The 25,758-nt window shown below is 63.2% G+C and carries 26 protein-coding genes and 1 pseudogene; 14 read left to right on the top strand and 13 right to left on the bottom strand.

The genetic code is table 11. The features are described 5' to 3' along the window. Positions 1-21: 21 nt before the first annotated feature. From catA to PWG15_RS31805, 3 genes are all read right to left on the bottom strand, one after another. The gene (catA, locus tag PWG15_RS31815; RefSeq protein WP_275025596.1) at positions 22-960 is read right to left on the bottom strand and encodes a catechol 1,2-dioxygenase; all 939 of its coding nucleotides are present in this window, start codon (positions 958-960) and stop codon (positions 22-24) included. A gap of 73 nt (positions 961-1,033) precedes the next feature. Continuing rightward, a complete protein-coding gene (catC, locus tag PWG15_RS31810) occupies positions 1,034-1,324 on the bottom strand; it encodes a muconolactone Delta-isomerase (RefSeq protein ID WP_275025595.1) in 291 nt (96 codons plus the stop codon). 10 nt (positions 1,325-1,334) lie between these two features. Continuing rightward, complete coding sequence (locus tag PWG15_RS31805; RefSeq protein WP_275025594.1) at positions 1,335-2,516, bottom strand: muconate/chloromuconate family cycloisomerase; 1,182 nt, start codon at positions 2,514-2,516, stop codon at positions 1,335-1,337. 150 nt (positions 2,517-2,666) lie between these two features. Between PWG15_RS31805 and PWG15_RS31800 the strand changes: the two genes are divergently transcribed. Then, positions 2,667-3,608, top strand: coding sequence for a LysR family transcriptional regulator (locus PWG15_RS31800; protein ID WP_275025592.1), 942 nt, complete (start codon positions 2,667-2,669; stop codon positions 3,606-3,608). A gap of 5 nt (positions 3,609-3,613) precedes the next feature. Here the strand turns inward: PWG15_RS31800 and PWG15_RS31795 are convergent, their stop codons facing one another. The 6 genes from PWG15_RS31795 to PWG15_RS31770 all read right to left on the bottom strand — a co-directional run bounded on the left by PWG15_RS31795 (position 3,614) and on the right by PWG15_RS31770 (position 9,354). Beyond that, positions 3,614-4,480 carry an IolE/MocC family protein gene (locus PWG15_RS31795; RefSeq protein ID WP_275025591.1) on the bottom strand — a complete coding sequence of 289 codons (867 nt, stop codon included), beginning with the start codon at positions 4,478-4,480 and terminating at the stop codon, positions 3,614-3,616. After that, positions 4,480-5,685, bottom strand: a complete 1,206-nt coding sequence (locus PWG15_RS31790; RefSeq protein WP_275025590.1) for an NAD(P)/FAD-dependent oxidoreductase — start codon at positions 5,683-5,685, stop codon at positions 4,480-4,482. The genes PWG15_RS31795 and PWG15_RS31790 overlap by 1 nt, the downstream gene beginning before the upstream one ends. 116 nt (positions 5,686-5,801) lie before the next feature. After that, positions 5,802-6,746, bottom strand: coding sequence for a substrate-binding domain-containing protein (locus tag PWG15_RS31785; protein WP_275025589.1), 945 nt, complete (start codon positions 6,744-6,746; stop codon positions 5,802-5,804). Between the two features lie 81 nt (positions 6,747-6,827). Then, complete coding sequence (locus PWG15_RS31780; RefSeq protein WP_275027285.1) at positions 6,828-7,139, bottom strand: MocE family 2Fe-2S type ferredoxin; 312 nt, start codon at positions 7,137-7,139, stop codon at positions 6,828-6,830. Between the two features lie 8 nt (positions 7,140-7,147). Continuing rightward, on the bottom strand, positions 7,148-8,182 hold the full coding sequence (locus PWG15_RS31775) for a sterol desaturase family protein (RefSeq protein WP_275025588.1): 1,035 nt from the start codon (positions 8,180-8,182) through the stop codon (positions 7,148-7,150). Between the two features lie 170 nt (positions 8,183-8,352). Then, entirely contained in the window at positions 8,353-9,354 is a 1,002-nt protein-coding gene (locus PWG15_RS31770) for a LacI family DNA-binding transcriptional regulator (RefSeq protein WP_275025587.1), read from the bottom strand. 158 nt (positions 9,355-9,512) lie between these two features. Here PWG15_RS31770 and PWG15_RS31765 point away from each other — a divergent pair, with 158 nt between their 5' ends. Next, a complete protein-coding gene (locus tag PWG15_RS31765) occupies positions 9,513-10,238 on the top strand; it encodes a glutathione S-transferase (RefSeq protein ID WP_275025586.1) in 726 nt (241 codons plus the stop codon). A gap of 12 nt (positions 10,239-10,250) precedes the next feature. Here PWG15_RS31765 and PWG15_RS31760 read toward each other — a convergent pair whose 3' ends face one another. After that, positions 10,251-11,384, bottom strand: a complete 1,134-nt coding sequence (locus tag PWG15_RS31760; protein ID WP_275025584.1) for an aminotransferase — start codon at positions 11,382-11,384, stop codon at positions 10,251-10,253. Positions 11,385-11,599: 215 nt separating this feature from the next. Here PWG15_RS31760 and PWG15_RS31755 point away from each other — a divergent pair, with 215 nt between their 5' ends. Further along, positions 11,600-12,169, top strand: coding sequence for a helix-turn-helix domain-containing protein (locus PWG15_RS31755; protein ID WP_275025583.1), 570 nt, complete (start codon positions 11,600-11,602; stop codon positions 12,167-12,169). 51 nt (positions 12,170-12,220) lie between these two features. Here the strand turns inward: PWG15_RS31755 and PWG15_RS31750 are convergent, their stop codons facing one another. Further along, a complete protein-coding gene (locus PWG15_RS31750; protein WP_275025582.1) occupies positions 12,221-13,180 on the bottom strand; it encodes an MBL fold metallo-hydrolase in 960 nt (319 codons plus the stop codon). A gap of 91 nt (positions 13,181-13,271) precedes the next feature. Here PWG15_RS31750 and PWG15_RS31745 point away from each other — a divergent pair, with 91 nt between their 5' ends. Continuing rightward, entirely contained in the window at positions 13,272-14,183 is a 912-nt protein-coding gene (locus PWG15_RS31745) for a LysR family transcriptional regulator (RefSeq protein WP_275025580.1), read from the top strand. Positions 14,184-14,249: 66 nt separating this feature from the next. Here the strand turns inward: PWG15_RS31745 and PWG15_RS31740 are convergent, their stop codons facing one another. Beyond that, the gene (locus PWG15_RS31740; RefSeq protein WP_275025578.1) at positions 14,250-14,630 is read right to left on the bottom strand and encodes a DUF427 domain-containing protein; all 381 of its coding nucleotides are present in this window, start codon (positions 14,628-14,630) and stop codon (positions 14,250-14,252) included. Positions 14,631-14,839: 209 nt separating this feature from the next. Next, a pseudogene (locus tag PWG15_RS31735) lies at positions 14,840-15,523 on the bottom strand (DUF599 domain-containing protein); the annotation flags it as partial. Between the two features lie 201 nt (positions 15,524-15,724). On the opposite strand from PWG15_RS31735, the gene PWG15_RS31730 reads away from it, so the two are divergent. The 10 genes from PWG15_RS31730 to PWG15_RS31685 all read left to right on the top strand — a co-directional run bounded on the left by PWG15_RS31730 (position 15,725) and on the right by PWG15_RS31685 (position 25,711). Beyond that, positions 15,725-16,408, top strand: coding sequence for a GntR family transcriptional regulator (locus PWG15_RS31730; RefSeq protein WP_275025575.1), 684 nt, complete (start codon positions 15,725-15,727; stop codon positions 16,406-16,408). Position 16,409: 1 nt separating this feature from the next. Then, entirely contained in the window at positions 16,410-17,849 is a 1,440-nt protein-coding gene (locus PWG15_RS31725; RefSeq protein WP_275025573.1) for an aldehyde dehydrogenase family protein, read from the top strand. Positions 17,850-17,926: 77 nt separating this feature from the next. Further along, positions 17,927-18,673 (top strand): glucose 1-dehydrogenase, encoded by a 747-nt coding sequence (locus PWG15_RS31720; RefSeq protein WP_275025572.1) that lies wholly within the window; start codon positions 17,927-17,929, stop codon positions 18,671-18,673. Between the two features lie 43 nt (positions 18,674-18,716). Further along, positions 18,717-20,192: an ABC transporter substrate-binding protein gene (locus PWG15_RS31715; protein ID WP_275025571.1), complete on the top strand. Its 1,476-nt coding sequence runs from the start codon at positions 18,717-18,719 to the stop codon at positions 20,190-20,192. A 98-nt stretch (positions 20,193-20,290) separates the two neighbouring features. Beyond that, the gene (locus PWG15_RS31710) at positions 20,291-21,241 is read left to right on the top strand and encodes an ABC transporter permease (protein ID WP_275025569.1); all 951 of its coding nucleotides are present in this window, start codon (positions 20,291-20,293) and stop codon (positions 21,239-21,241) included. After that, on the top strand, positions 21,241-22,101 hold the full coding sequence (locus PWG15_RS31705) for an ABC transporter permease (RefSeq protein WP_275025568.1): 861 nt from the start codon (positions 21,241-21,243) through the stop codon (positions 22,099-22,101). The genes PWG15_RS31710 and PWG15_RS31705 overlap by 1 nt, the downstream gene beginning before the upstream one ends. Continuing rightward, entirely contained in the window at positions 22,098-23,114 is a 1,017-nt protein-coding gene (locus PWG15_RS31700) for an ABC transporter ATP-binding protein (protein ID WP_275025567.1), read from the top strand. Before PWG15_RS31705 ends, PWG15_RS31700 begins: the two co-directional genes overlap by 4 nt. Further along, on the top strand, positions 23,111-24,085 hold the full coding sequence (locus PWG15_RS31695) for an ABC transporter ATP-binding protein (protein ID WP_275025566.1): 975 nt from the start codon (positions 23,111-23,113) through the stop codon (positions 24,083-24,085). Before PWG15_RS31700 ends, PWG15_RS31695 begins: the two co-directional genes overlap by 4 nt. A 10-nt stretch (positions 24,086-24,095) precedes the next feature. After that, complete coding sequence (locus PWG15_RS31690) at positions 24,096-25,487, top strand: amidase (protein ID WP_275025565.1); 1,392 nt, start codon at positions 24,096-24,098, stop codon at positions 25,485-25,487. Then, entirely contained in the window at positions 25,484-25,711 is a 228-nt protein-coding gene (locus PWG15_RS31685; protein ID WP_275025564.1) for a hypothetical protein, read from the top strand. Before PWG15_RS31690 ends, PWG15_RS31685 begins: the two co-directional genes overlap by 4 nt. Positions 25,712-25,758: the final 47 nt, after the last annotated feature.

The following is a 25,758-nucleotide window of genomic DNA, read 5'->3' as shown; positions in this document are numbered from 1 at the left end:
ACGTGGCCGCCGCAGAGGCGATCAGGCGGCGGCGCGCTTGCGCTGCTCGTTGATCTGGTTGTCGACGCCATTCACCAATGAGGTCAGATGGATGTCGAACTCGATCTCGGCGAAGGGGCCGGAAAGACCGTTCGCCTTGATGCTCGCCTCGTCGGTCCGCTCGGTGACATCGGGCACCAGGCCGTCACGGGTCGCATAGGCGAAGTCGTCGTTGACCAGCGGGTCCCCGGCGATGTTGATCTGGGTCGTCAGCTTGCGGTGGCCGTCGGCACTGATGAAGAAATGGATATGTGCCGGGCGCTGGCCGTGCCGGCCGAGCGCCGAAAGCAGCTGTTCGGTCGGGCTGCCCGGCGGCACGCCGTAGCCATGCGGCACGATGCTCTGGAACTTGTAACAGCCCTTGGCATCGGTGACGATCGTGCGGCGCATGTTGAACGGCGCCTGCACGCCCGTCGGGTCGAAATGCGAATAGAAGCCGCGGGTGTCACAGTGCCAGACTTCGACCGTCGCGCCTTTCAGCGGCTGGCCGTCGGCATCATAGACAGTGCCGTGCATGATCAGCGGCTGGCCGTTCTGGTCGCGGCCGTCGTCGAGACGGGCAAAACCTTCCGAGGCCGGCGCGCCGGCGACATAGAGCGGGCCTTCGATGGTGCGCGGCGTCGGGTTCTTGATGCCGAGTTCTTCGTCGATTGCGTCCAAGCGTTCATCGAGGAAGTGATCAAGACCAAGACCGGGCGAGATCAGACCGGCCTGACCGGCAGCACCGATCTCGTTCAGCCAGGCAATGCCGGTCCAGTACTCGTCCGGGGTGATGTCGAGATCGTCGATCGCCTTGAACAGGTCCGACATCAGCCGGTGGACGATCTGCTTGACGCGTGGATTGCCGCCGTCCTTGTCGAGGCCGCTCAAGACCTTCAGGAAGTCCTGGGTTTCCGGCTTGTCGAAAATCTTCACGCTCATGATAATTCCTCCACTTGGATAGCTTGAAAGCGGTTGCCGCCTGCCAACCTCCCGGCGGCGGCCGAACGAAATCTCAGGTGTCGTCCTCTCGGATCGACGACGGATGTCGAAGCAACGGCGTCACTTCGATCTGCATGAATTTGAACAGCGGCAGGCCAGCGAGGATCTCGTGCAGCTCGGCATTGTCCTTGACGTCGAAGACACTGTAGTTCGCGTACTGGCCGGCGATCCGCCAGATGTGCCGCCACCTGCCGCTTTGTTGCAGCGCCTGCGAATAGGCCTTTTCCCGGGCGATGATTTCCGCTGCCTGTTCGGCCGGAAAGTCATGGGGAATGCGAACATCCATCCTTACGTGAAACAGCACGGCCCCATCCTCACTTTGCAACGCTGATCGTCTTGCGCAGCCCATCGCGCGCAAAGAACTTCAGTCGGTCTTCGTCGAGTTCGATCCCGAGGCCCGGCCCGTCCGGCACCGTCAGCTCGAAATCACTGTAGTCGAGTGGCGTCGCCAGGATTTCCTCCGTCAAAAGCAGCGGACCAAAGAGCTCCGTGCCCCATTGCAGATTGGCGAAGGTCGAAAACACATGGGCTGACGCCACCGTGCCGATGCCACCTTCCAGCATCGTGCCGCCATAAAGCTCGATGCCGGCGGCATCGGCGATCGCGGCCACGCGCTGCGCATTGAAGAGCCCGCCGCTCTGCTCGATCTTGACCGCGAAGACGTCAGCGCCCTTGGTCTTGGCAATCTCGAAGGCCGATTCAGGCCCGGTGAGAGATTCATCTGCCATCAGCGCCACCGGGAAGCGGCGGACCAGACGGCCGAGCGCTGCGGTCGAGGCGACCGGCTGCTCGACCAGTTCACAACCGGCATCCGCAAGCGCCGCCATGCCATAGGCCGCCTCGAACTCGCTCCAGGCCATGTTGACGTCAACGCGAACCGCACCGCGGTCGCCCAGCGCCTTTTTGATCGCCGCCACATGGGCGATGTCGTCCTTCAGCGCCTTCGCGCCGATCTTCAGCTTGAAGATCCGGTGACGGCGGAGGTCGAGCATTGTCTCCGCCTCGGCGATGTCCTTGGCGGTATCGCCCGACGCGAGCGTCCATGCGACCGGTAGGCGCTTGCGCAGCGCGCCGCCGAGCAGCTCGCCGACCGACAGGCCCAGGCGCTTGCCGTGAGCGTCGAGCAACGCCGTTTCCACGGCACACTTGGCGAAGCGGTTTTCCTTCACCGCCTTGCCGATGCGCGCCATCAGGGCCCTCACGCGGGTCGCATCCTCACCGATCATGACCGGTGCGAAATAGGTATCGATCGCGAGCTTCATGCTTTCCGGGCTCTCGCCGCCATAGGCGAGCCCGCCGATCGTCGTGCCTTCGCCAATGCCGACCGTTCCATCGCTGCAATGGATCCTCACCAGCATCAGCGTCTGGCCGGTCATGGTCGCAACCGAAAGCTTGTGCGGCCGGATGGTCGGCAGATCGACCAGCACCGTCTCGATCCGTTCGACGACGGGGACGAAGGTTGCTGACGGAGCGATGGGTGCAAGGGTCGTGTTCATGGCGTGACTGTGCGCCGCTCACCCCGCAGCGTCCAACACCAAATAGGTTCGTTATCATACCTTTATGGTATAGTATGATAGAGAATCCGTGGATTCATGCGGTTACCGCACTGCAACATACCGCAATGATAGGCAAATGAGGGCTTGAAGATGGATCTGCGTCAGCTTCGCTACTTCGTCGCCGTCGCCCGCGAGCGCAACTTCACCCGTGCCGCCGAGCACCTGCACATCGCCCAGCCACCCTTGAGCCGACAGATCCAGTTGCTGGAGCAAGAGTTGGGCGTGCCGCTGATCATCCGGCAGAGCCGTCCCGTGCGGCTGACGGAGGCGGGTCGGTTGTTTTACGAACAGTCGCTGCAGGTTCTGGGGAGGGTCGAACAGATGGTGGAGGCCACGCGCCGCGTCGGGCTCAACCAGAACCGAGTTTTCTCCATCGGCTTTGTTGCCTCGACACTTTATGGCGGATTGCCGACGCTGGTGCGCAAGCTGCGGCAGAACGCGCCAGAACTCGATATCCGCTTGCTCGAGATGGTGTCGGTGCAGCAGATCGCGGCGCTCAAGGAAGGCCGCATCGACGTCGGCTTCGGTCGGCTTCACCACAGCGATCAAAATGTCGTCGGCATCCTCATGCGCGAGGAGCGCCTCGCCATCGCGATTCCGCAGGGCACGGCGTTGGCGGAAGAGACCTCTCCCCTGCCCTTAAGCGCGCTCAGCGGCCAGAAACTGATCGTCTACCCGAAGGAACCGCGCCCGAGTTATGCCGATCATGTGTTGAGCCTGCTTCACGCTGAGGACGTGCGCCCGGCCGAGGTGCATGAAGTGCGCGAAATCCAGAGCGCTCTCGGCCTCGTCGCCTCGGAAGCCGGCCTCTGTGTCGTCCCTTCTTCTGCACGCCAGGTCCGTTCGGACGTCCACTACCGCATGGTCGAGGGCGAACGCGCGACCTCGCCGGTCATTCTCAACCATCGGGCCGGCGACAGTTCGCGCTATATCGAGCTCATCAAGGACCTGATCGTCGAGATGTATGCGGAGAACCCGCCCTGGCTTGGCCTCGAGCACAATCTGCCGTTTCGTCCCTCCTTTGTTAAGTGACGAGGTCAGGCGCGCGCACCCTGCGGTTCGTCGCGGTAGGCCTCCGCGCTCTCGACCCAAAGGTCCCGCACCATCTGCCGAAGCAGGAGCGCCTCGGCCCACCGGTCCGTCGTGTCGTTGCCGTACCGATCCGTGATCGCATAGGGCCTGGGGCCGAGTTCGCAGGTGATGACCAGTTCGGCATCTTCAGCGGCGCGGTCGCGCCAGTTCCGGAAGCCATAACCCCACCAGCCGCGGAAGAGGTCGACCCAGGGTCGATGCTGCGGAAAGGACATCTCGATCTGGATCTGTTGGCACGAGCCGATGCGGCCGTGAAAGGCCTTGGCGTTGTCGAGGATACGCCGGATCTGCGCGTGGCTTTCCGCTTCGACCGGAAAGGCGAACTCGCGGCCGACGAGATAGTGCGAGAGATCGGCAAGCAGCGGCAGGTCCGGCCGCCGGTCGAGCAGGTCGAGCGTGAACAGCAGATCGCTGGTGATCCGGTGGCGATGGGTTTCGATATAGACGGGCACGCCGGCGCCCTCGGCAAGCCGCATCCAGCCGTCAAGAAGCGGCAGACAATCCTCGACCCGACGCGGACGGATATCCGCCTGCAGGTCGATATGGCTGACCGGAAACTCTGCGGCCAGCTCTAGTGTCAGGCTGAGGTCTTCAACAGTCCGAGGAAAACAGACGCCCTCGATCTTCAATCCACTGCCCCGGATCGCGTCGTTGAGACGGATAACGTCATTTCGGTTGGTATAGTGTGCGCTGATGCCGTCGAACCCCGCCTCGACGATATCGGCGATGTTTTCTTCGAGGCTGCGCTCAAAGCCGTCCGGATGCCGACGCTCCATCGCCCAAAGCGACTGAAAGACAAGCAGTGTCTGCATCAGGCGGCCCGGGCACTTTTCAGCAGCGCCTTGAGATTCACGCCGGGATCAGCGAGTGCTTGAGGCTCCGGGCTGATGCCCGCGGCAATCAGCATTTCTGCAAGCTTGATATCCTTGGCGATGCTGTTTCCAAGGCCGAGACCCGCCGCAGCAACAAGGCGTCCGCCGTCGAGATAAAACTCCAGTTCGCCGCCGTCGAGTGGACGGATCACGATCTGATGGTCCGGTTGTGGCAAGCCCGCGACCTGCAGGCCGAGATCATACTGGTCCGTCCAGAACCATGGGATGGCGCCAAAGATCTCCCTGCCGCCGGCCATGTTGCGGGCCGCGACCTCCGCCTGGTTGCGGGCATTGCGCCAGCTTTCAAACCGCATGTGGCCGCCGCCCGGCTGCGCAACCGCGGCGCAATCGCCGGCGGCGAAGATGTTCGGGTCGCCGGTGCGAAGGAAGCTGTCCGTAAGAATGCCGTTTCCGACGGCAAGGCCTGCCGCTTCGGCCAGAGCTGTATCCGGAACGACCCCGATGGCGGAGACGACGATGGCGGCAGGCACCGCGCTGCCATCGGCGAGCAGAACGGCATCATCAGTGATTTCACCGATCCCCTGCCCGAGATAGAAGACCACGCCTTCCTCCTCGTGCCGGGTATGAAGCTTTGCGGCAAAGCGCGGCGGAACGGCGCGGCCGAGCGGCTTCGGCGCCATTTCGATGACGCTGACGGTTATGCCCTTGCCGCGCAGCACCGCCGCAAGTTCCATGCCGATCAGCCCGCCGCCGATGATGGCAACGCTCTTGACGTTTTCGGCGCGAGAGAAAATCGCCGCCGCATCTGCATAAGTGCGAAAATCGAGTGCGCGTTCGGCCCCAGGGCAGGGGAGCCGTCTTGGGCGGGCACCCGTTGCCAGCAGCAACCTGTCGTAGGCGAGCGTCTGTCCATTGCTCAAGGCGACCGCGCGGGCATCCGGGTCAAGACTGAGCGCCGACACGCCCTGGCGATAGTCGATGCCGGCGGCCTGAAGCGCCTCGGCACCGCAGATCGGCTTCATCTGCACAGCACCATCAAGCGGTTTCGACAACGGCGGGCGCTCGTAGGGCAGATGCGGCTCGGTACCGACGAGCGCCACGTTGCCGGAAAAGCCCGCTTCGCGCAGCGCAAAGGCCGCCCTTGTGCCGGCTTCGCCGGCGCCGATGATGACGATGCCGTTCATGGCTTGCTCCGTAGACCAAAAGTTGGAGCGGGACGCGGGCGGAAGACCGCGCGCACTCATCCCGCTGGAAGAAAGATGGCCGGCGCAGGCAGGAGAAATGCGCCGGCCTGGGAGGATCAGTTGCGCGCCGCGTAGTCGGCCATGTTCTTGGGCGTGACCAGTTCGAAGGGAACCCAGACATTCTTGTCGACAGCTTCGCCGCGTACCAGCGAGACCGCGGCGTCGACGGCGCTGGCCGATTGCCCTTTGGCGTTCTGGAACACGGTGGCATCGAGGTCGCCGGCGGCCATGGCGGCAAGGCCATCCTGCGTCGCATCGATGCCGACGACGATCACGTCGTCCATCGAGACACCAGCGGCTTTGAGCGCCTGGATGGCGCCGATGGCCATTTCGTCGTTGTTGGCAAAGACCACGTCGATCGGCCGTCCAGCCGTGACCCAGTTGGTCGTCAGGTCCATCGCGTTGGTGCGTGTCCAGGCGGCTGACTGTTCGTCGGCGATGGTTGCACCTTTGCAGTCGCCGGCAGCGAGCGTCTCCTTGAACGACGAGGTCCGGTCACGCGAGGCCTGGTGGGCGAGATCTCCCATCAGGATATAGACCTGCGCATCGCCGGCCTTGCCCTTTTCCTTGAGCAGCGAACAGGCGGCTTCCGCCCCCAGCCGACCGGAGTCGGTTTCCTTGGAGCCGACATAGGCCTGTTTTGCTGGCAGCTTGCCGAGGTTTTCAGGCTCAAGGTTGAGGTAGACGAGCGGGATGCCGGCCTTTTCGGCAGCCTCGCTGATACCGGGGGCAGCCGAGGTATCGGTCAGCGTCATGATGATCGCATCGACGCCGGCGGCGATGAAGTTGTTGACCTGGTTGAGCTGCTTGGAGATGTCGGTCTGGGCGTCCTCGATCTGGACGCTGGCGCCGTTGACCTCTGCGGCGCGGGCATTGATGCCCTCGCGCAGAAGGGTCTGGAAGTTGTTGTCGAAGCTCTGCATCGAGACGCCGATCGTCTCTGCCGAGGCAGCACTTCCCATCAAGGCGGCAAGCGCTGCCGCCAGGTACATGGATTTCATGATTTCCTCCCAATGGGTGCCGGATCACCCGAGCGCGTTCCGGAGGCCCTGCGGGCCTGGTCAATGCTTGCGTGCTTGGCCTTAGCCGAGAGCCACGCGGACCTCGCCGTCGACGATCTCGGCGGGGTAGGTCTTGAGGTTCTCGCAGGCCGGAAGCCGGATCGCCTCGCCGGTGCGGTAGTCGAAGGCGCCGGAATGCTTGGGACATTCGACCTCGTAGTCCATGACCAGCCCATCGGCGAGATGGATGGCCTCATGGGTGCAGAGACCGGCGGTGCAATAGACGCTGTCGTCAGGGCCGCGATAGATCGCATAGGTGCGGCCGGCATGGTCGAAGCGGATTGCCCCTTCCTGTTCGATGTCGTCCAGTTTGCAGGCTGGAACCCAGGTGATCACGTTGCTCATTCTGCTGCCTCCCCGACTGTGTTGCGCGCCTTGCGGGCCGCGAGTTTTTCCTTGCGCTTGCGGTAGCGTTCCTGCATCCGCGCCTCGCCTTCCTTGGAGCCGTCGTGCCAGGTGCCGAACCAGCGATCGAGCGGGATCAGGGCGTCGCCATAATTCACCTCGAAATACTTGTGGTGCAGGTAATGCGCATAGGCGTGGCTATCGACGAGGGTCTCTTCGCCAACCTCGACCTTGTCGAAGCCGACATGGCCGGGAATGGCGCCGAAGCCCGCATAGTGAAGCTGGTAGAGCATCAGGATCGGATTCGATGGCAGGACCAGGTGATAGAACGCGGTGCCGAAATAGAGCAGGTGCTCGACCGGATGCATCGACAGCGACGACCAGGGCGACGGGTTCACCGAATTGTGGTGGACCGAATGCACCCACTTGTAGAGCAGCGGCGTGTGGATGAGCCGGTGAATGCAGAAGAAGTGGAACTCGTGGATGACAGGCACGACCAGCGCGACAAGTGCGAGCGTCCAGGGATTGTCTGCAAAGGTCAGCCAGGGCGCATAGCCATTGGCATAGGCAAAGAGCATGCCGACTTCGACGGCGGTCCAGATGGTCACGCCTGACAGGAACGTGCGCAGGATGTTGTCGAGGTTCTGACTCTCGAACCAGAAGGCCTTGCTCTTCTGCTCGGCCGGGAACTTGCCGTTATACTTGAAGCGGGTTTCCTGCCGCTTCAGCACATAGAGGTGCAGTTCGAAGGCACCGTAGAACAGGAAGACGCAGACGGCGTTGACGACATAGAGCCGGGCGATCCAACCGAAGCTTAGGCTCTGCATCGTCTCGATCGGTGGGATCACCCAGGCCCAATAGGCAACCGCCGAGGCGGCGAAGATCGCGTTCCACGGAAAGAAGTAGTGTGGCAGCCACTTGACGAGCGCCATCAGCTTCGGCGGAAAGGCAAACAGCGGCGCCGTCTCGATCGGCTCGTTCGGCGCCCAGTCGCCACGCTTGTTGCGCGTCCCATACTTCAGATCATCCATGACGCTCTCCTCCCAGCGGACCGCCGTGCGGTCAGCACAATCATTGAGGAAGGAGAGCGCTTTTGACGCCGCTTTCCGGTCCGGCTCCTCCAAAGAACCCCGGCCTCCTTCTTGATAAAAATCTAGCAGGAGGCGTTCTGAACGGCGAAAGCTTCCTTGATCAAATTAGATCAAATGCTCTCGGCGGTGATGGTGACGAAGCGAATGGGCGCCTTGTCCGGCTCCATCTCCGAAAGACCGATGCGGCGCAGGATGAGGTCGAGCGCGCGACGGGCCTGCGCCTCGGGCGCCTGATCGAGCACCACGTCCATGATGCCGTCACCAAGCGCCTTGCGCGTATAGTCGGTCAGCTCGTGGCCGACGAAGAAGATCTCACTTCCGCGCGGATGCCGACGAAGAACGTCGATCAAAGCCGCATTGGCGCCGCCGGCATTGTAGAGCCCGGCCATATCGGGATACATCTCAAGCGCCGAACGCAACGCTTCGGCACCGTAGTGTTCCTCATCGCGGGTGAAACCCAGCCATTCGAACCGGCGCTCTCCGGGATGCGCTTCGAAATAGTCCGAAAAGCCGGCGAGGCGATCACGATGAACCTGATAGATCGGGTGGCATAGCGCGACGACAGGGCCGATTTGGCGCGCCATGCGCGCGATAAAGAGCGCAGCCGTGCGCCCCGCCGCGTGATTGTCGATGCCGACGAACTCGCCCAACTTATCCGAGGCCCGCGTCACGACATGAACCACCGGCACGCCACGCGCGACCACTGCCTCGACAGCGGCAGTGATCAAGGGGTGGTTGGGTACAGCAAGGATCAGCCCCGCGCGCGGCACGTCGGACGAGTGAATTCGCTTGGCAATCTCCTCCGGCTTCATCTCCTCGGTAAAGCTGCGATGCACGACGACGAGCGGGTCGAGCGTCTCGGCGATCCGCTGGAACGCCTGCGACAAGCGGCGATAGAAGGTCGTCTCCGGACGCACCATCAGTACGTCGATGCGCAGCAGTCCGCGATGAGCATCGGGCAGAGTGCGCGGATAGTTCAGTGCGCGCGCCGCAACCACCACCTTCTCGACCAGTTCCGGGCGAACACCGCCGCGGCCGTTCAGCACCCGCTCGACCGTCGCGGTTCCGACGCCCGCAAGCTTGGCAATGTCGCGATAGTTCGGTTTGCTCACGAGGGCTTCCTTGGCACAGGCCGACGACACAACTGCGTAGCGCCATAGCATGGGACGGGGCTTGCTCGACAGAGTGCGCATCCATGTTTGGCTCCGCCCTCGTCCTCGCTCCGCAGCCGCCTATATCAGCCTGGTATCGAGAACGTCACGAGGCATCCATGACCTATGAATTGTATTACTGGGATGGCATTCAGGGCCGCGGCGAATTCGTGCGCCTGGCGCTCGAAGACGCCGACACGGACTACATCGACGTCACCCGCGAACCGGGCCGCGGCACCGGCGAAATGCTGAAGCTGATGGAAAGCACCAGCGAGGCGCACGTTCCTTTCGCGCCGCCTTTCCTGCAGGACGGCGGCCAGATCATCTCGCATGTGGCGAACATCCTCTTCTACCTCGGTCCCAGGCTGAAACTCCTGCCAAAGGACGAGACGCTGCGCTGGTTTGCCAATGGCCTGCAACTCACCATCACCGACTTCATCGCCGAGGTGCACGACACGCACCATCCGATCGCCACCTCGAAATACTACGAGGAGCAGAAGGAGGAGGCGAAGGCGCGCGCGTTCGAATTCGTTACCAACCGCGTCCCGAAATTTCTCGGGTACTTCGAGCGCGTTCTGACGCACAACCCTGAGGGCAGCGGCCATTCGGTCGGCAACGCCACGACCTATGTCGATCTCTCGCTGTTCCAGGTGATCGAGGGGCTCCGTTATGCGTTCCCAAGAGCGATGCGCCACTATGAGCCGCGATACCTCGAGCTTTTGAAGCTGCATGCCTCGGTAAAAGCGCGACCTAACATCGCCGCTTACCTCGCTTCACCGCGGCGGCTGGCCTTCAACGAGAACGGCATCTTCCGCCGCTACCCGGAACTGGATATCGGGCCCTGATGGGAACTCCCCTCAAGCCGCGGCTACCCGTTGCTCCCACAGGAACTCGGAGACGCGCCTCAAGCCTTCGCGCAAGATGCCTGCATTGTTGGCGTAGCCGATCCGGAGATAGCCCTCCATATCCATCGCGCTGCCCGGCGTGAACATCACACCGGTTCGCTGAAGCAGCTGCAGGCACAACGCTTCGGAGGTCATCGGCAGGTCGTACTTCAGAAGCGCTGTCGTGCCCGACTGCGGCTTGACCCAGGAGATCAGCGGCTCGCTCTCCACCCAGTCCGAGAGAATGGCGAGGTTGGTGCGGGTGATGCTTTGGCTGCGCGCAAGGATCTTGTCCTTGTTTTCCAGAGCGATGGCCGCGAAGTGGTCGTCGAGCATGCCGACGCTGATGGTGTTGTAGTCGCGATGAACAGAAACGGCCTGGATCACTTCTGAGGGCGCAACGATCCAGCCGAGCCTGAGCCCGGCGAGCGAAAAGGTCTTCGACATGCTGCCGGTGCTGATGCCCTTTTCGTAGAGGTCGGCGATCGATATCGTCAGACCGTCGCCCTCCTGATCGGTCCCACGATAGACCTCGTCGCAGAGGATCCAGGCTCCTGCGGCGCGCGCGATCGCGACGATCTTTTCGAGATAGGCGCGATCCATCAGCGCGCCGGTCGGGTTGTTGGGATTGTTGATGGCGATCAGCTTCGTGCCCGGGATTGCCAGGCGCTGCAACTGTTCGAGATCGGGCAGGAATCCCGTCTCTTCGGTCAGCTTCAGGATCTGTATGTCAGCGCCGTAGCATTCCGGGATCGAATAGTGCTGCTGGTAGGTCGGCAGCACCGAAATAACGCGGTCGCCCGGTTCGACCAGCGTCTCATGCACCAGAGCATTGGCACCGATCGCGCCATGGGTGGTGACGACGTTGTCGGTCCGCTGTTTCGCATAGAGGCCTGTGATCAGGCCGCGCAGCCGCTCGGAGCCCTCGATCGCGCCATAGGTCAGCTTCAGCGGCAGCAGTTCGGTGAGGATCGTGTCCGTCTTGCCTGCCATCTCCAGGAGTTCCGCCACGGTCAGGGACTCGACGCAGGTTTCGGCAAGGTTCCATTCGCAATGGTTCTCGTAGCGGTTCATCCAGATTTCGACGCCAAAGTCGCGAATTTTCATGCCAGGTCCCCTCGAAAGCGCGGAGTGAGTTTTCAGACTGCGACCATGCGACTGCCACGGCGGGCAAAGCCCCGTCGAGCTCGCGTTGAGAATTGTCGCCGCCTGTGACATGACACCCCTCGTGTAGGCACAGCTTCGCACGGGCGGCCCATCATCGTCGGAAGCACCTTGTGATACCGGTGGCAGTTGATGGTCGATCAGTGTAGAAAGACACTATGAGCAATATATTGCACAGTCAAGATCGATCGGATGTTTTGACCCACGTCGCGGACAACCTGCGGCGGATCCGGCTGGCAAACGAGCTGAGCCAGACGGCGCTGGCAAAAGCATCCGGCATCAGCCGCCGGATGATCGTCGCCGTCGAGGGGGGCGATGCCAATATCAGCCTCTCCAGCCTCGACAAGCTCGCGGCCGCAATGAACGTCGGCTTCGTCGATCTCGTCAGGGATCCCGCGCGCCAGTCCCACGACAACATCAACGAAGTGACATGGCGCGGCCGGGACGTTCGCAGCGAAGCGCGGCTGCTTGCCTCCGCCCCCGCAGCAAACGAGGTCCAGATGTGGCTCTGGTCGCTCGCGCCGGGTGAGCGCTATGACGCCGAACCCGACCCGCAGGGCTGGCACGAGATGCTGTTCGTGACAGCGGGCACCTTGACGCTCGAACTTTCCGGCGAGGAAAAGTACTACACCAGCGGTTCCTTCACGATCTTCAGCTCGGCCCAATCCTATGCCTACATCAATGGCGGCGAAGACGTGGTGACTTTTATCCGCAACGTCAGTTCGTGACCCGATGATGTCGGCGGAGGCCAAGCATACCCGACCGGCAAGCCTTGTGCGTCATTCGACGTAGTTCCAGGGGACGAAGCGATAGAGCGTCTCGTCGCGGGCGACGTGACCGACACCGGGGAACGGCAAGTGCGCGCCGGCAACGAGGTAACGGTCGTCGGCCGCATCCGCCAGTGCCACCGCACGGGTCGCAGCCGCCGCCGTTCCGTCGACATCGAAGCTGACGAAGACGTCGGGGGCGTCGAACTGGACATGGTCGCCATGGATCACGTCACCCCAGAAAACCAGGCGCTGGCTGTCATCGGCTTGAAGCACGATCGAGGAATGCCCGGGCGTATGCCCCGCCCGCAGGATCGATCCAAGGTTCGGAAGCACATTCGCATTGTCGGCGAAACGCGTCACCCTTCCGGCGGCGATGTAGGGGGCGAGAGCATCCTTTGCACGCTGGAAGTCAGTCTTCTGTGCCTCCGTCATCGTCGTCACGCCCTCGCGCTCGATCCAGTAACGATACTCGCGGTCGGCGAGATGGATCTCGGCATTCGGAAACTGGGGCTTTCCGTCTACGATAAGGCCGCCGGAGTGATCGGCATGCACATGGGTCAGAATAACGGCATCGACCTGATCGGCTTGATAGCCGGAGGCCATGAGATGCCGCATGAGCTTGCCGGCTGCGGCGCCGAGCAGGGCGCCCGATCCCGCATCGATCAGCACCAGGCGCTCGCCATCGTTTACCAGATAGGCGTTGATCGACAGATGCGGTTCCTTGCCGAGGAAATTGTCGTCGAGCTTGCGCTGCAGTTCGCCCTCCGGTTCGTTCTGATAGATCTTCGCCATCGGCAGCGCCAGCGTTCCGTCCGATAGTGCGGTGACTTCAAACTTTCCGAAGCGGAAGCGGTAGTAACCGGCATTGGCAACGGTCGAAAACGGCGCGGCGGAAAAGGCAAAGCGCGGGGCGAGCGGCAACAGCGCCGTGGCGGCGAGAAGGCCCAAGGCTTGTCTGCGAGTGGTCATGATTGGCTCCTTCGATTGGATGCGACGAAGCTATCAATTCAACTGTCAGTCGATTATCCTGCGATCATGGAAGTGATTGTTCCGGAAACGCATGAAATCCCCCCAGTCGCCCGATCTCAACAGCCTCAGGATCTTTCTCGAGGTCGCTCGCACCGAGAGTTTCTCAGCCGCAGCACTTCGCCTGCACCTTCCGCCGAGCACGGTCAGCCGTCGCCTGGCTGAGCTCGAGACCGCGCTTGGCGTCGCGCTGCTGCTGCGCTCCACGCGTCGGGTTTCCCTGACTGAATCGGGCAAGCACCTGCTCGAGTCGGTCGGCGGCGCCGTAGAGCTCATCGATCGCGGCATCGCCGGCTTCGGGCCTGCCGATGGCACCGCCCGTGGGCGACTGCGGGTGGCCACATCCGTCGCCTTTGCCCGCACCTTCCTGCCGCCGATCCTGAAGCGCTATGCGGAGCTTTGCCCGGAGGTTCAGGTCGATCTGCAGACGACACACAACAATGTCGATCTGATCGGCGAAAGCGTCGACGTCGCGCTCCGAATGGGCGAGCCGGTCGACAGCGAGATGATCTATCGCAAGATCGGATCGATCGAACAACGCCTTTACGCCGCGCCAGCCTACTGCGACGGAAAATCCCTCTCGTCACCTGAAGACCTGATGCATGTCGCCCTGGTGTCACATAGGACCCGCATGCGGCGGGAACTCGCCCACTGGGTGCTCTCGGACGGCAGCCGGATTTTCACGCTTGAGCGCCCACCGGCGATCGTCGTCGACGATCCGGCCATTGGGGAACGGCTGATCGCCGAGGGCCTCGGCATCGGCATGCTCAGCGATGCGCTTGCTGCCGACGGTCTTGCCGCGGGACGGCTGGTTCCGGTTCTTGCCGAATGGTCCGGGCCGGCTACACACCTCTACTATCTCTATCATCAGCAACTGGGTGATCTGCCGAAAGTGGCAGGATTCCTGAGGGCGGTGCGCGAAACGTTCCGGATTCGGAGCGAGTGAGGCCACGCCACTCAACGCAGCGATCCTCACGCTGCGAGCAACCGACCACCCCGCGCCCTTTCCCGCCTAGGGCCGAGACTCTTCGATCGAATCCACCCGGTCCGGATAGAAGGCCAGCCGGTTTCTGATGTCGGCAACCGCAGCATGCGGGTCTTCATAGGTCCAGACGGCGTTCTTCGACAGCTGGTCGCCGATCGCGATGCTGTAAAAGGAAGCGTCACCTTTGTAAGGGCAGTGGGAGGTGTGATCGCTGCGCTCGAGCAGCGACATGTCGACATCCTCACGCGGAATGTATTGCACCGACGGATAGGACGCCTCGCGCAATATCAGGGCATTGCGCGTGTCGGCGACGACGCGACCGCCGAGCTTGACGACGACGCGCTCCGGATTTCGGTCGATGGTGATCGGATGGTCGGGACCGGGGAACTTGATCGACTTATCAGACATGACTGTTCCCCTTCGGACGTTTCAAGACTCTCTAGATGGTATCGCGCTGGTCGCTTGCCAACCGGTTCCTTTTGCAAGGCGGGCGCTGTGCGAAGCAGTGCCCACGGCAGCAGGCCCGGTCGGGCGGAGGGTCAGTTCTCGCCGGCCGTCAGGGAGCGGGCCGCCACCTGGGCCTCTGCTTCGCCCGCGCGAACCGCCAGATGCCCCTCATCCAGCAGCTTGCGCACCTCCATCACGCCCTTTGCCGTATCCGACCAGCTGTGTCTCCAGACGAGAAGTCCCACCGAGCCGACGATAGCGACGAGAAACGCGATCGGGCCCAAGAACCAGAGAGCCGCAGCAACGGTGAAGTAGTAGGAGCGAACACCCTGGCTGAAAGAGCGAAGGGCCGGATTGATCATCAGCGACAAGGCGTGGGTCCAGGCGGCGATGTCCCGGGCTTCGTCCCGCGACGGGCTGGCTCCGATTGCCGCAAGGCAATAGTTGATCTGCCGGACCGCCCAGATGAATTCGGAAAGCCCTCGCAGCAATGTGGCCATGACGAGGAGAACCTTGCATTGGAACAGCCACAGCGGTTCGATCGGCGCGAACATCGCGATGATCCCCGACTGAAGGCCGATCGTCGGCTGAATGAAAAGCGCACTGCTCATGGCGACGATGACGATGAGATTGGCCGAACCGAAAAACGAGGCCGAGTTGATCGTGTGACCGAGGATGGCGGCATCGCCGATGAAATTGGTGTCCCGTGTCAGGACCTCGCGCATCCAGGCCTGCCTGATACGCACCATGTCCAGCATCAGGCTGTCTGTCCGGCGCGGCCAGCCAAGCGCCATCATCGGCTCCAATGCCACCCAGGTTACGGAAAATAGGATAATCGCAATCCAATCAAGCATCTGCACGGCCAGCCTCCCACCACAGCTGCTCCTAATAGAAGCCGCGACGAGCCACTCGTCAACGCGCCCGCGTCGGTCGCGATTGGCCGAGGCCTGCATCCTGGCCCTCGCTGATTGAAAATCCGTGGGGCTTATGCCTCATCGCCGGATTGACACGGCCTGTATCCTGGATACAATTTGCCTCGATCTTGGGAGGGATCGATGAACCAATCTTTCGAATGGCGAAGCCAGTCACGCCTTCTCGACGAAGTGGCACAGGCGCTTCGCGAACGCATCTATGCCGGCGTCTATGCGCCGGGCGCGACGCTGCGCCAGGAGCGGATCGCCGCCGAGTTCGGCATCAGCCGCACGCCGCTGCGCGAAGCCTTGCGGGTGCTGGAGCGCGATGGCCTTGTCGTCAACAAGCCGGGCAGCGGTGTGAGGGTCGCAACGGCCGACCTGCCGAAGCTGCTCGACGCCTACGCGGTGCGTGAGGCGATGGACGGGGTTGCTGCGCGCAACGCCGCCGAGCGTGCGACATCGGCCGAAATCAAGGACCTCGCCAAACAGGTCGAACGGCAGCGCAAGGTCGTCGAAAGCTGGGATCCGGGCGCCTATACCCAGTCCAACGTCGACTTTCACGAGGCAATCGTTTCCGCCTCGCGTAACATGTCACTGGCGCCGCTCGGACCGCTGCTACGCATGACTTCGCAGGTCTTTGCGCCGGCCTTCTCGCTGTCCAGCGAGCGCGCCAGCGCCGCCGTCGCCGAACACGCGCTGATCGTCGAGGCAATTGCAGCGCGCAACCTCGACGAGGCCGAGAAACTGGCACGCGCCCATATCAACGCGACAGCAACGAGATTGAAAGCGCTCCTTGAGGCGCGCGAGACTGATAAAGAGGCATGACGTGAAGACCTACGGCAATTTCATCGCAAACACTTGGCAGGATGCATCGAGCGGCGAGTTCATCCCCGTGCGGGATCCCTCCAACGGCCAGGAGTTCGCACGCATTGCCCGGGGAACCCGGGAGGACATCGATCTGGCCGTGCGCTCCGCGCGCGCTGCCCTTGCAGGTGACTGGGGTCGCATGACCCCGACCGAGCGCGGGCGGGTGCTGACCCGGATATCGGCGGCGGTCTTGCGCAACATCGATCTCCTGACCGACCTCGAGGCCCGCGATGTTGGCAAGCCCGTGACGCAGGCGCGCGCAGATGTGGTGGCGCTTGCCCGCTATCTCGAATTCTATGGCGGTGCGGCCGACAAGGTGCATGGCGATACCATTCCCTATCAGAACGGCTTCACGGTGCTGACCGTCTACGAACCGCATGGGGTCACGGGGCACATCGTCCCCTGGAACTACCCGATGCAGATCCTCGGCCGCAGCCTTGGTGCGGCACTTGCCATGGGCAATGCGGCGGTGGTCAAGCCGGCCGAAGAGGCTTGCCTGACGATCCTGGAATTCGCACGCATCGCCGAAGAGGAAGGCCTGCCGTCGGGTGCGTTGAATGTTGTGACCGGCTTCGGTTCTGAGGCGGGCGCCGCCCTTTCCGAACACCCTGACGTCAACCACATCTCCTTTACCGGTTCGGTCCGCACTGGCGAAACGGTCCAGGCGGCGGCAGCCAAGAACGCTGTGCCGGTGACGCTCGAACTCGGCGGCAAGTCGGCGCAGATCGTCTTTGCCGATGCCGACCTCGACCGCGCCGTTCCCTTCCTCGTCAACGCCGGCATTCAGAACGCCGGCCAGACCTGCTCGGCCTCGTCGCGCATCCTGGTCGAGCGCGCCGTCTATGAGGACGTCGTCGCACGCATGAGCGAGCGCTACCGCGCCCTCAAGGTCGGCCCGGCAGGCGCCGATCTCTCCGTCGGGCCTGTGGTCTCGCAACGGCAGAAGGCGATCATCGAGGACTTCCTCGCCGGTGCCGCCAAGGACGGCCTGAAGGTTGCAGCCCAGGGTGCGATCGTCGCCGATGCGCCGGCCGAAGGCGCCTATGTCGCGCCGACGCTTTTGCGCGACGTGCCGCATGAACACCGCACCGTGCAGGAAGAGATCTTCGGCCCAGTGCAAGTGATCATGCCGTTCGACGGCGAGGAAGAAGCGATCCGCCTTGCCAACGGCACCGCCTACGGGCTCGTCTGCGGCGTCTGGACCAATGACGGTGGCAGACAACTGCGGCTGGCGCGCGCCGTTCACGCCGGCCAGGTGTTCATCAACAATTATGGCGCCGGCGGCGGCGTCGAACTGCCCTTCGGCGGTGTCAAGAAATCTGGCCATGGCCGCGAGAAGGGTTTTGAGGCCCTCTACGGCTTCGCCAGCATGAAAACCATTTCTGTCTACCACGGCTAGAGCGGGAAGAAGAGTGTGCGCGGTTTTCCGCCCGCATCCCGCTCTATACATGATGCAAATTGCCTTAGGAGGAACACGTGTCACTAGAAGGTAAAGTCGCTCTCATCACCGGCGCGGGTTCCGGCTTCGGCGAGGGCATTGCCAAACGCTTCGTCGAAGGCGGCGCCAAGGTCATCGTCGTCGATCGCGATGCCAAGGGTGCTGAGCGGGTGGCAAGCGAACTCGGCGGAAATGCCATCGCGGTCGTCGCCGATATCGCCAAGGAAGCAGATGTCGAAGCCGCTGTTGCAGCGGGCCTCCACAAATTCGGTCGTATCGATATCCTGATCAACAATGCCGGCATCGGCCACAAGCCACAGAACGCCGAACTGGTCGAGCCGGATGAGTTCGACCGGATCCTCGGCGTCAATGTCCGCGGCGTCTACCTGATGACGCGGGCGCTGTTGCCGCACATGAAGGAAAACAAGGCGGGCGTCATCGTCAACATCGCGTCCACCGGCGCAAACCGGCCGCGGCCAAACCTTGCCTGGTACAATGCTACCAAGGGCTGGGTGGTTTCCGCCACCAAGGCGCTGGCGATCGAGCTTGCGCCTTTCAACATTCGTGTCGTCGCGCTCAATCCCGTTGCCGGAGAAACGCCGTTGCTCACCACTTTCATGGGCGAGGACAGCGAAGAAATCCGCAAGAAGTTCCGCGACTCCATTCCGCTCGGACGCCTGCTGAAGCCTGAAGATCTTGCTGAAGCCGCAGCCTTCGTCGCCTCGCCGCAGGCATCGATGATCACCGGCGTCGCGCTCGATGTCGACGGCGGTCGGTCGATCTAAGTAACTGGGACCACCAACAACCAAACCGCAAAGCGGGGGAACCATGATGAACTTGACGAAATGGGCACTTGCCTCGTGCTTCATCGCCGCGTCGCTGACGACGGCGATGGCGAAGGACACGATCACCGTCGGCCAGGTGCTGGAGCCGCCGGGCCTCGACCCCACCGCCGGTGCCGCAGCCCCGATCCGCTACATCACCTACGGCAACCTCTTCGAAGGTCTGGTGCGCGTGATCGAGGATGGCAGCGTCAAGCCGCTGCTTGCCGAGAGCTGGACGGTCTCCGACGACCAGAAGACCTATAGCTTCAAGCTTCGCCAGGGCGTCAAGTTCCACGACGGCACCGCCTTCGACTGCTCGGTCGTCAAGTTCTCCTATGAGCGTGCTGTTTCCGCCGATTCCACCAACGCGCAGAAGGGCCTGTTCGAGCCGATCGAAAAGACCGAGTGCCCAGATCCGGTAACCGCCGTCGTGACGCTGAAGCGCCCGGCTTCCAACTTCCTCTTCAACATGGCCTGGGGCGACGCGGTGATGATCGCGCCGTCATCGGCCGCCGACAACAAGACCAAGCCGGTCGGCACCGGCCCGTTCAAGTTCAAGGAGTGGGCGAAGGGCGACAAGGTGGTGCTTGAAAAGAACGCCGACTATTGGGGCGAACCGGCCAAGCTCAGCGAAGTCACCTTCAAGTTCATCAGCGATCCGTCGGCCGCCGCTGCCGCCGTTCTTGCCGGCAATGTCGATGCCTTCCCGATGTTCCAGGCAGCCGAACTCGTCAGCCAGTTCCAGAGTGACCCGAACCTGCAGGTCGAGGTCGGCAGCACATCCGGCAAGGTTGTGCTCGCGCTCAACAACGCGAGGAAGCCGTTCGACGACGTCCGCGTCCGTCAGGCGCTCGCTTACGCGATCGACCGCAAGTCGCTGGTCGAAGGCACTTACTCGGGCTTCGGCACGACCATCGGCTCGCACTATTCGCCGGTCGAGCCCGGTTACATCGATCTGAACGACACCTATGCTTACGACCCCGGCAAGGCGCAGCAACTGCTTCAGGAAGCGGGCGTTCAGAACCTCGAGATCACCATCATGCTGCCGCCGCCGGCCTATGCCCGTCGTGGCGGCGAGATCATCGCGGCGATGCTCAGCGAAGTCGGCGTCAAGGTGAACCTCGTTCCGATCGAGTTCGCGCAATGGCTCGATCAGGTGTTCAAGAACTCGGACTTCGACGCGACGATCATTGCCCATGCCGAGGCACGCGACCTCGATATCTATGCCCGCGACAAATACTACTTCAACTACCAGAACCCGGAATACAAGGCGCTCTACAAGTCCTTCACGCAGGCCTCGACCGAAGCCGAGCAGATGGATCTCGCCGGCCAGCTTCAGCGCAAGCTCGCAGCCGACGAGCCGAACGTTTTCCTCTACGCGCTGCCGAAGATCGGTGTCTGGAACAAGAAGGTGAAGGGCCTCTGGAAGAACATGCCGGTGCCGGCCGACGACCAGACCCAGACCTATTGGGAAAATTGAGGAATGGCACCGGCCCCTTCAACGTGGGGCCGGTGTAGACCTGACGTTGACCGGCACACCCGGCGCCGGTCAGCGCTCGCTCTTTCCGGGAGGTTGATGTGATTTCCTTTATCGGCGGTCGCCTCGTGTCGCTCATCCTGACGACACTCGCCGCCTCAGTTATCGTCTTTCTGCTGATGCAAGTTCTGCCGGGCGACCCGGCGGTGCTGATGCTCGGCATGAATGCCGACGCCGACGCGATCGCGGCACTGCACCGGCAGCTCGGCCTCGATCAGCCGATCTGGATCCGCTATCTCCACTGGATCGGCGGCTTTGTCGTCGGCGATTTCGGCACGAGCCTCACCTACTCGGTGCCGATCCGCGAGTTGCTTGGCCCCCGTATTCTCGTGACGCTGCCGCTCGCCCTCCTTTCCATGGCGATCTCGGTCGTTGTCGCCATCACCATTGGCGTCTATGCCGCCGCCAACCGCGGCAAGGCCGGCGACACCGTCGTGATGGGCATCGCCCAGGTCGGCGTCGCCATTCCGAACTTCTGGCTGGCGCTGCTGTTTATCCTGCTGTTCGCATTGAAACTCGCCTGGTTCCCGGCCTCCGGCTTTGCCGGCTGGGAAGGCGGCATCTGGAACGGTCTGAAGTCTCTGATCCTGCCAGCCTTCGCGCTCGGCCTGCCGCTTGCCGCCATTCTCGCACGCGTGACCCGCTCCGCGGTCATCGAAACGCTCGGCGAGGATTTTATCCGCACCGCCCGCGCCAAGGGGCTTTCTCGCTCCGGTGCGCTCTGGAAACATGCGGTGCCGAACGCGCTGATCCCGGTCGTCACCATCATCGGTCTGCAGTTCTCCTTCCTGCTTGCCGGCACGATCATCATCGAGAACGTCTTCAACCTGCCGGGCATCGGCCGCCTGGTGTTCCAGGCGATCGCTCAGCGCGATCTCGTCACCGTTCAGACGCTGGTAACGCTGCTCGCGGCCTTCGTCATCACCATCAATTTCCTCGTCGATCTGGTCTATGGCTACCTGGATCCGCGGCTGTCGCGGGGAGGCCACTGATGTCCACGTCCGCAGCCGCATCTGAACCTCGCCTCATCTCCAAGCTCATCGGCAGCCGCAGCCTGACGATCGGCGCCACGGTGACCCTGATCCTCGTGGCGATGGCGCTCGTCTCCTTTGTCTGGACGCCCTATTCGCCGACCGCGATGAACTTCCGTGACAAGCTGCAGGGGCCGAGCCTTGCCCATTGGTTCGGCACCGACAATTTCGGCCGCGACATCCTGTCGATGATCATGGTCGGCGCCCGCAACTCGATCTCGGTTTCGATCGTCGCGGTGCTTGTCGGCGCCGGTATCGGCGTGCCGCTCGGCGCATGGGCGGCCGCGCGCGGCGGCTGGGTCGACGGCCTCGTCATGCGCATGAGCGACCTTGCCTTCGCCTTCCCGGCGCTTCTGACTGCCGTCATCATCACCGCCATCTTCGGTCCCGGTGCGACTAACGCGATGATCGCGATCGGCATCTTCAACATCCCGGTTTTTGCCCGCGTCACCCGCGGCGCCTCGATGGGTCTCTGGAAGCGCGAATATGTGCAGGCCGCCCGCTGCGCCGGGCGCGGCGACGTCGCGATCACCGCTCTTCACATCCTGCCCAACATCAACCATGTGCTGCTCGTCCAGGTGACGATCCAGTTCGCGCTCGCAATCGTCGCCGAAGCGGGCCTTTCCTATGTCGGCCTCGGCACCCAACCGCCGATGCCGAGTTGGGGCAAGATGCTGAACGACGCCCAGACCTTCATCTACCAGGCGCCGTGGCTCGCGATCTTTCCGGGGCTTGCGATCACCTTCGCCGTGCTCGGCCTCAATCTGCTCGGTGACGGCCTGCGCGACATTCTCGATCCGCGCGTGAGGCGGCAACGATGACGAAACCTTTGCTCCACATGGCCGGCATGTCGGTCGAACTCTCGGCAGGCAAAAGCCAGGTCGATATCGTCTGCGACATCGATCTCGAGCTCAATCGCGGCGAGCGCCTCGGCATCGTCGGCGAATCCGGCAGCGGCAAGTCGATGACCGCCCTTGCCGTCATGGGCCTGTTGCCGCAGCGCATGCGGGTGCGCGGCGAGCTTCTGTTCGACGGTCGCAATCTCGCGGGCATGCCGGAGGCCGAATATTGCGGCTATCGCGGCCGGCGCGTCGCGATGATCTTCCAGGAACCGATGACCGCGCTGAACCCGGTCAAGTCGATTGGTGCGCAGATCGCCGAGGGGCGGCGGCTGCATCTTGGGGAAAGCAAGGCGGATGCCGAAAAGAAGGCGCGCGCGCTGCTCGACCGGGTCGGCCTGCCGGCGCCGCGCTTCGATCTCGACCTCTACCCGCACCAACTCTCCGGCGGCCAGCGGCAACGCGTGATGATCGCCATGGCGATCGCCTGCGAACCGGATCTGCTGATCGCCGACGAGCCGACGACGGCGCTCGACGTCACTGTGCAGGCGCAGATCCTCGACCTGCTCGACGAACTGATCGAAGATACCGGCACGGCGCTGATGCTGATCACCCACGATCTCGGCGTCGTCTCCGAAATGACCGACCGCATCGCCGTCATGTATGCCGGGCGCATCATCGAGACAGGGCGCACGGACGATGTGTTTGCCCGCATGGCGCATCCCTATGCCCGCGGCCTGTTTGCCGCCTCGCCGCACGGCGCGGCCCTTGGCTCCCGCCATCAAGGCGAAGGGCGACCGCGGCTGAACGCCATCCCCGGCATCGTTCCGGATCCCTTCGGTCGTCCGCCCTACTGTTCCTTTGCCGAGCGCTGTTCCTTCGCTGAGGCCGATTGCCGCCAGGCGATCCCGACGCTGGACCTGATCAATACCGATGGACATGTGCCGCATCGCGCTGCCTGCTTTCATCCGCGCGAAAGGATGGTGGCACCATGAGCGAGGTCATCCTCAAAACCACCGATCTCGTGCGCGAATACGACCTGCCGCGCCCGTCGATCTTCTCGAAGCAGAGCCGGCTGCGCGTGCTGCATGGCGTCAGCATCGAGCTGGCCGCCGGCCAGAGCCTTGGCATCGTCGGCGAGAGCGGTTCCGGCAAATCGACGCTGGCGCGCGCGGTGATGGGACTCGAACGGCCGCAATCGGGCGAGGTCAATATTGGCGGCAACAACATCTACGCGCTCGACCGCACAGGCCTGCGCGACGCACGAAAAGGTTTCCAGGCGATCTTCCAGGATCCCTACGGCTCGCTCGACCCACGCCACACGGTCCGCACGATCATCTCCGAGCCGATCGTTTCGCTGGAACGCGGCACCGGTGCGGCCGAGCGGAACAGGCGCATCGCGGAGGTGCTGGAGGCGGTCGGCCTGCCGCTCGCATCCGCCGACAAGTACCCGCACGAATTCTCCGGCGGCCAGCGCCAGCGCATCGCCATTGCCCGCGCCCTGATCACGAGGCCGGCGCTGATCGTCGCCGACGAGCCGGTCTCGGCGCTCGATGTCTCGATCCAGGCACAGGTCCTGAACCTGATGATGGACCTGCAGGAAAAGCTCGGTCTATCCTATCTGTTCATCAGCCATGATCTCGGCGTGGTGCGCGCCATCACCGACCGGGTCGCCGTCATGCATCTCGGCCGCATCGTCGAGGAAGGACCGACGGCTGAAGTCTTCGACAATCCGCGCCATCCCTATACCCAGGCGCTCGTTGCCGCCGTGCCGAAGCCCTTCTCCGGGCGGCGCAAGCGCGTACGTTCCGATGGGCCGCCGCAAACGCCTGTCCATACAGCAACAACCGCAGCCGGCTGCGCCTATGCCGCCGTCTGTCCGGTGAGGCAGGATATCTGTCTGACCCGCACGCCCGAGGCCAAGCCGGTGACGCCGGCCTGGTCCGCCCGCTGTCATTTTGCCTAGGAATAACCCTATGTCCGAACTCGCCGATCTCTCCGCCGTCGATCTTGTCGAGGCCTACCGCTCGAAAAAGCTATCTCCCGTCGAGGTGACCGACGCCGTCATCGCGCGCATCGACGGTTCCGAGCCGAAGCTGAATGCGCTTTGGGCCTATGACCCGGCCGAAGCCCGTAGGGCCGCCAAGGCATCAGAAGCGCGCTGGGCAAAGGGCGAGCCGCTCGGCGCGATCGACGGCGTGCCGGTGACGATCAAGGAGAACATCGCAACGAAGGGCACGGCCGTGCCGCTCGGTTGCGCCGCCGTGTCGCTGACGCCGGCCGCAGCCGATGCACCGCCCGCAGCGCGCACCCGCGAGGCTGGCGGCATCCTTCTTGCCAAGACCACCATGCCGGACTACGGCATGCTCTCCTCGGGCCTTTCCAGCTTCCACAAGCTTGCCCGCAACCCTTGGGACCTCTCTGCCAATCCCGGTGGCTCAAGCGCCGGTGCGGGCGCGGCGGCAGCCGCCGGTTATGGCCCCCTTCATATCGGTACGGATATCGGCGGCTCGGTCCGCCTGCCTGCCGGCTGGTGCGGCGTCGTCGGCCTCAAGCCTTCGGCGGGACGCGTGCCGATCAACCCGCCGTTCATCGGTCGCGTCGCCGGGCCGATGACCCGGACGGTCGCCGATACCGCGCTCTACATGTCAGTGCTCTCCAAGCCCGACGCCCGCGACACCATGGCCCTGCCCTACGCCGATATTCCCTGGCTCGATCTCGACCGTGACTTGAAGGGCCTGAAGATCGGCTTCTGGCTCGACGCCGGTTTCGGCCAGGCGGTCTCGAAGGAAACGGAACTTGCGGTCAAGCGGGCGGCAGGTCTCTTTGCCGATGCCGGCGCCATCATCGAGCCGGTCGGCCCGTTCCTGACGCGCGAGATGATCGACGGTCTCGACCGCTTCTGGCGAGCCCGCGGCTGGGAGGACGTGTCGCGGCTTTCGCCGGAAAAACAGGCGCAGATCCTGCCCTACATCTTCGACTGGATCAAAACGGCCGAGAACTTCTCAGGCCGCGAGGTCTATACGGGCTTTGCCCAGATCGAGGCGATGCGCAATGCGCTGCACACGGCCCTTTCCGGCTACGACTTCATCCTTTCGCCGACCGCTCCGACCGCATCCTACCCGGCCGAGTGGGCCTCGCCGGTCAACGATCCGCAGAAGCCGTTCGAGCACATCGCCTTTACCGTCGCCGTCAACATGGGCGGACAGCCGGCGGTCTCGCTCAATTGCGGCTATACGGAGCGCGGCCTGCCGATCGGCCTGCAGATCATCGGCCAGTCCTTCGACGATATCGGGGTGCTTCGCCTGGCGCGCGCCTACGAGACCATGCGCCCCGAACAGCGCCCCTGGCCAAAGGTGGCGGCATGACCGACACGATGCGCTACACAGTCGAAAGCGGCGATCTCGAAAACATCGTTTCGCGGCTGCTCGACATCGTTCGCCGGCTTGGCGTCAGCGTCTCGAAGCTTGCGGTTGAGGTCGACGGTGGCAAGGCCAACCTCGAGATCGCCGTCGGCCCTAGCTCCCAGAGCATTGCCAACACGCTGCGTGAGCGCATCAGCCAGATTGAAGGCGCAAAGCCTGCGGCTTAGCCCCGCCCGCATCATCATCATCATCAACGCGGCGACGCCGCTTTACA

Source organism: Ensifer adhaerens (assembly GCF_028993555.1).
Taxonomy (GTDB): Bacteria; Pseudomonadota; Alphaproteobacteria; order Rhizobiales; family Rhizobiaceae; genus Ensifer; species Ensifer adhaerens_I.
Note: the sequence above shows the minus strand (reverse complement) of the source record. Positions and strands in the feature narration are given on the sequence as shown.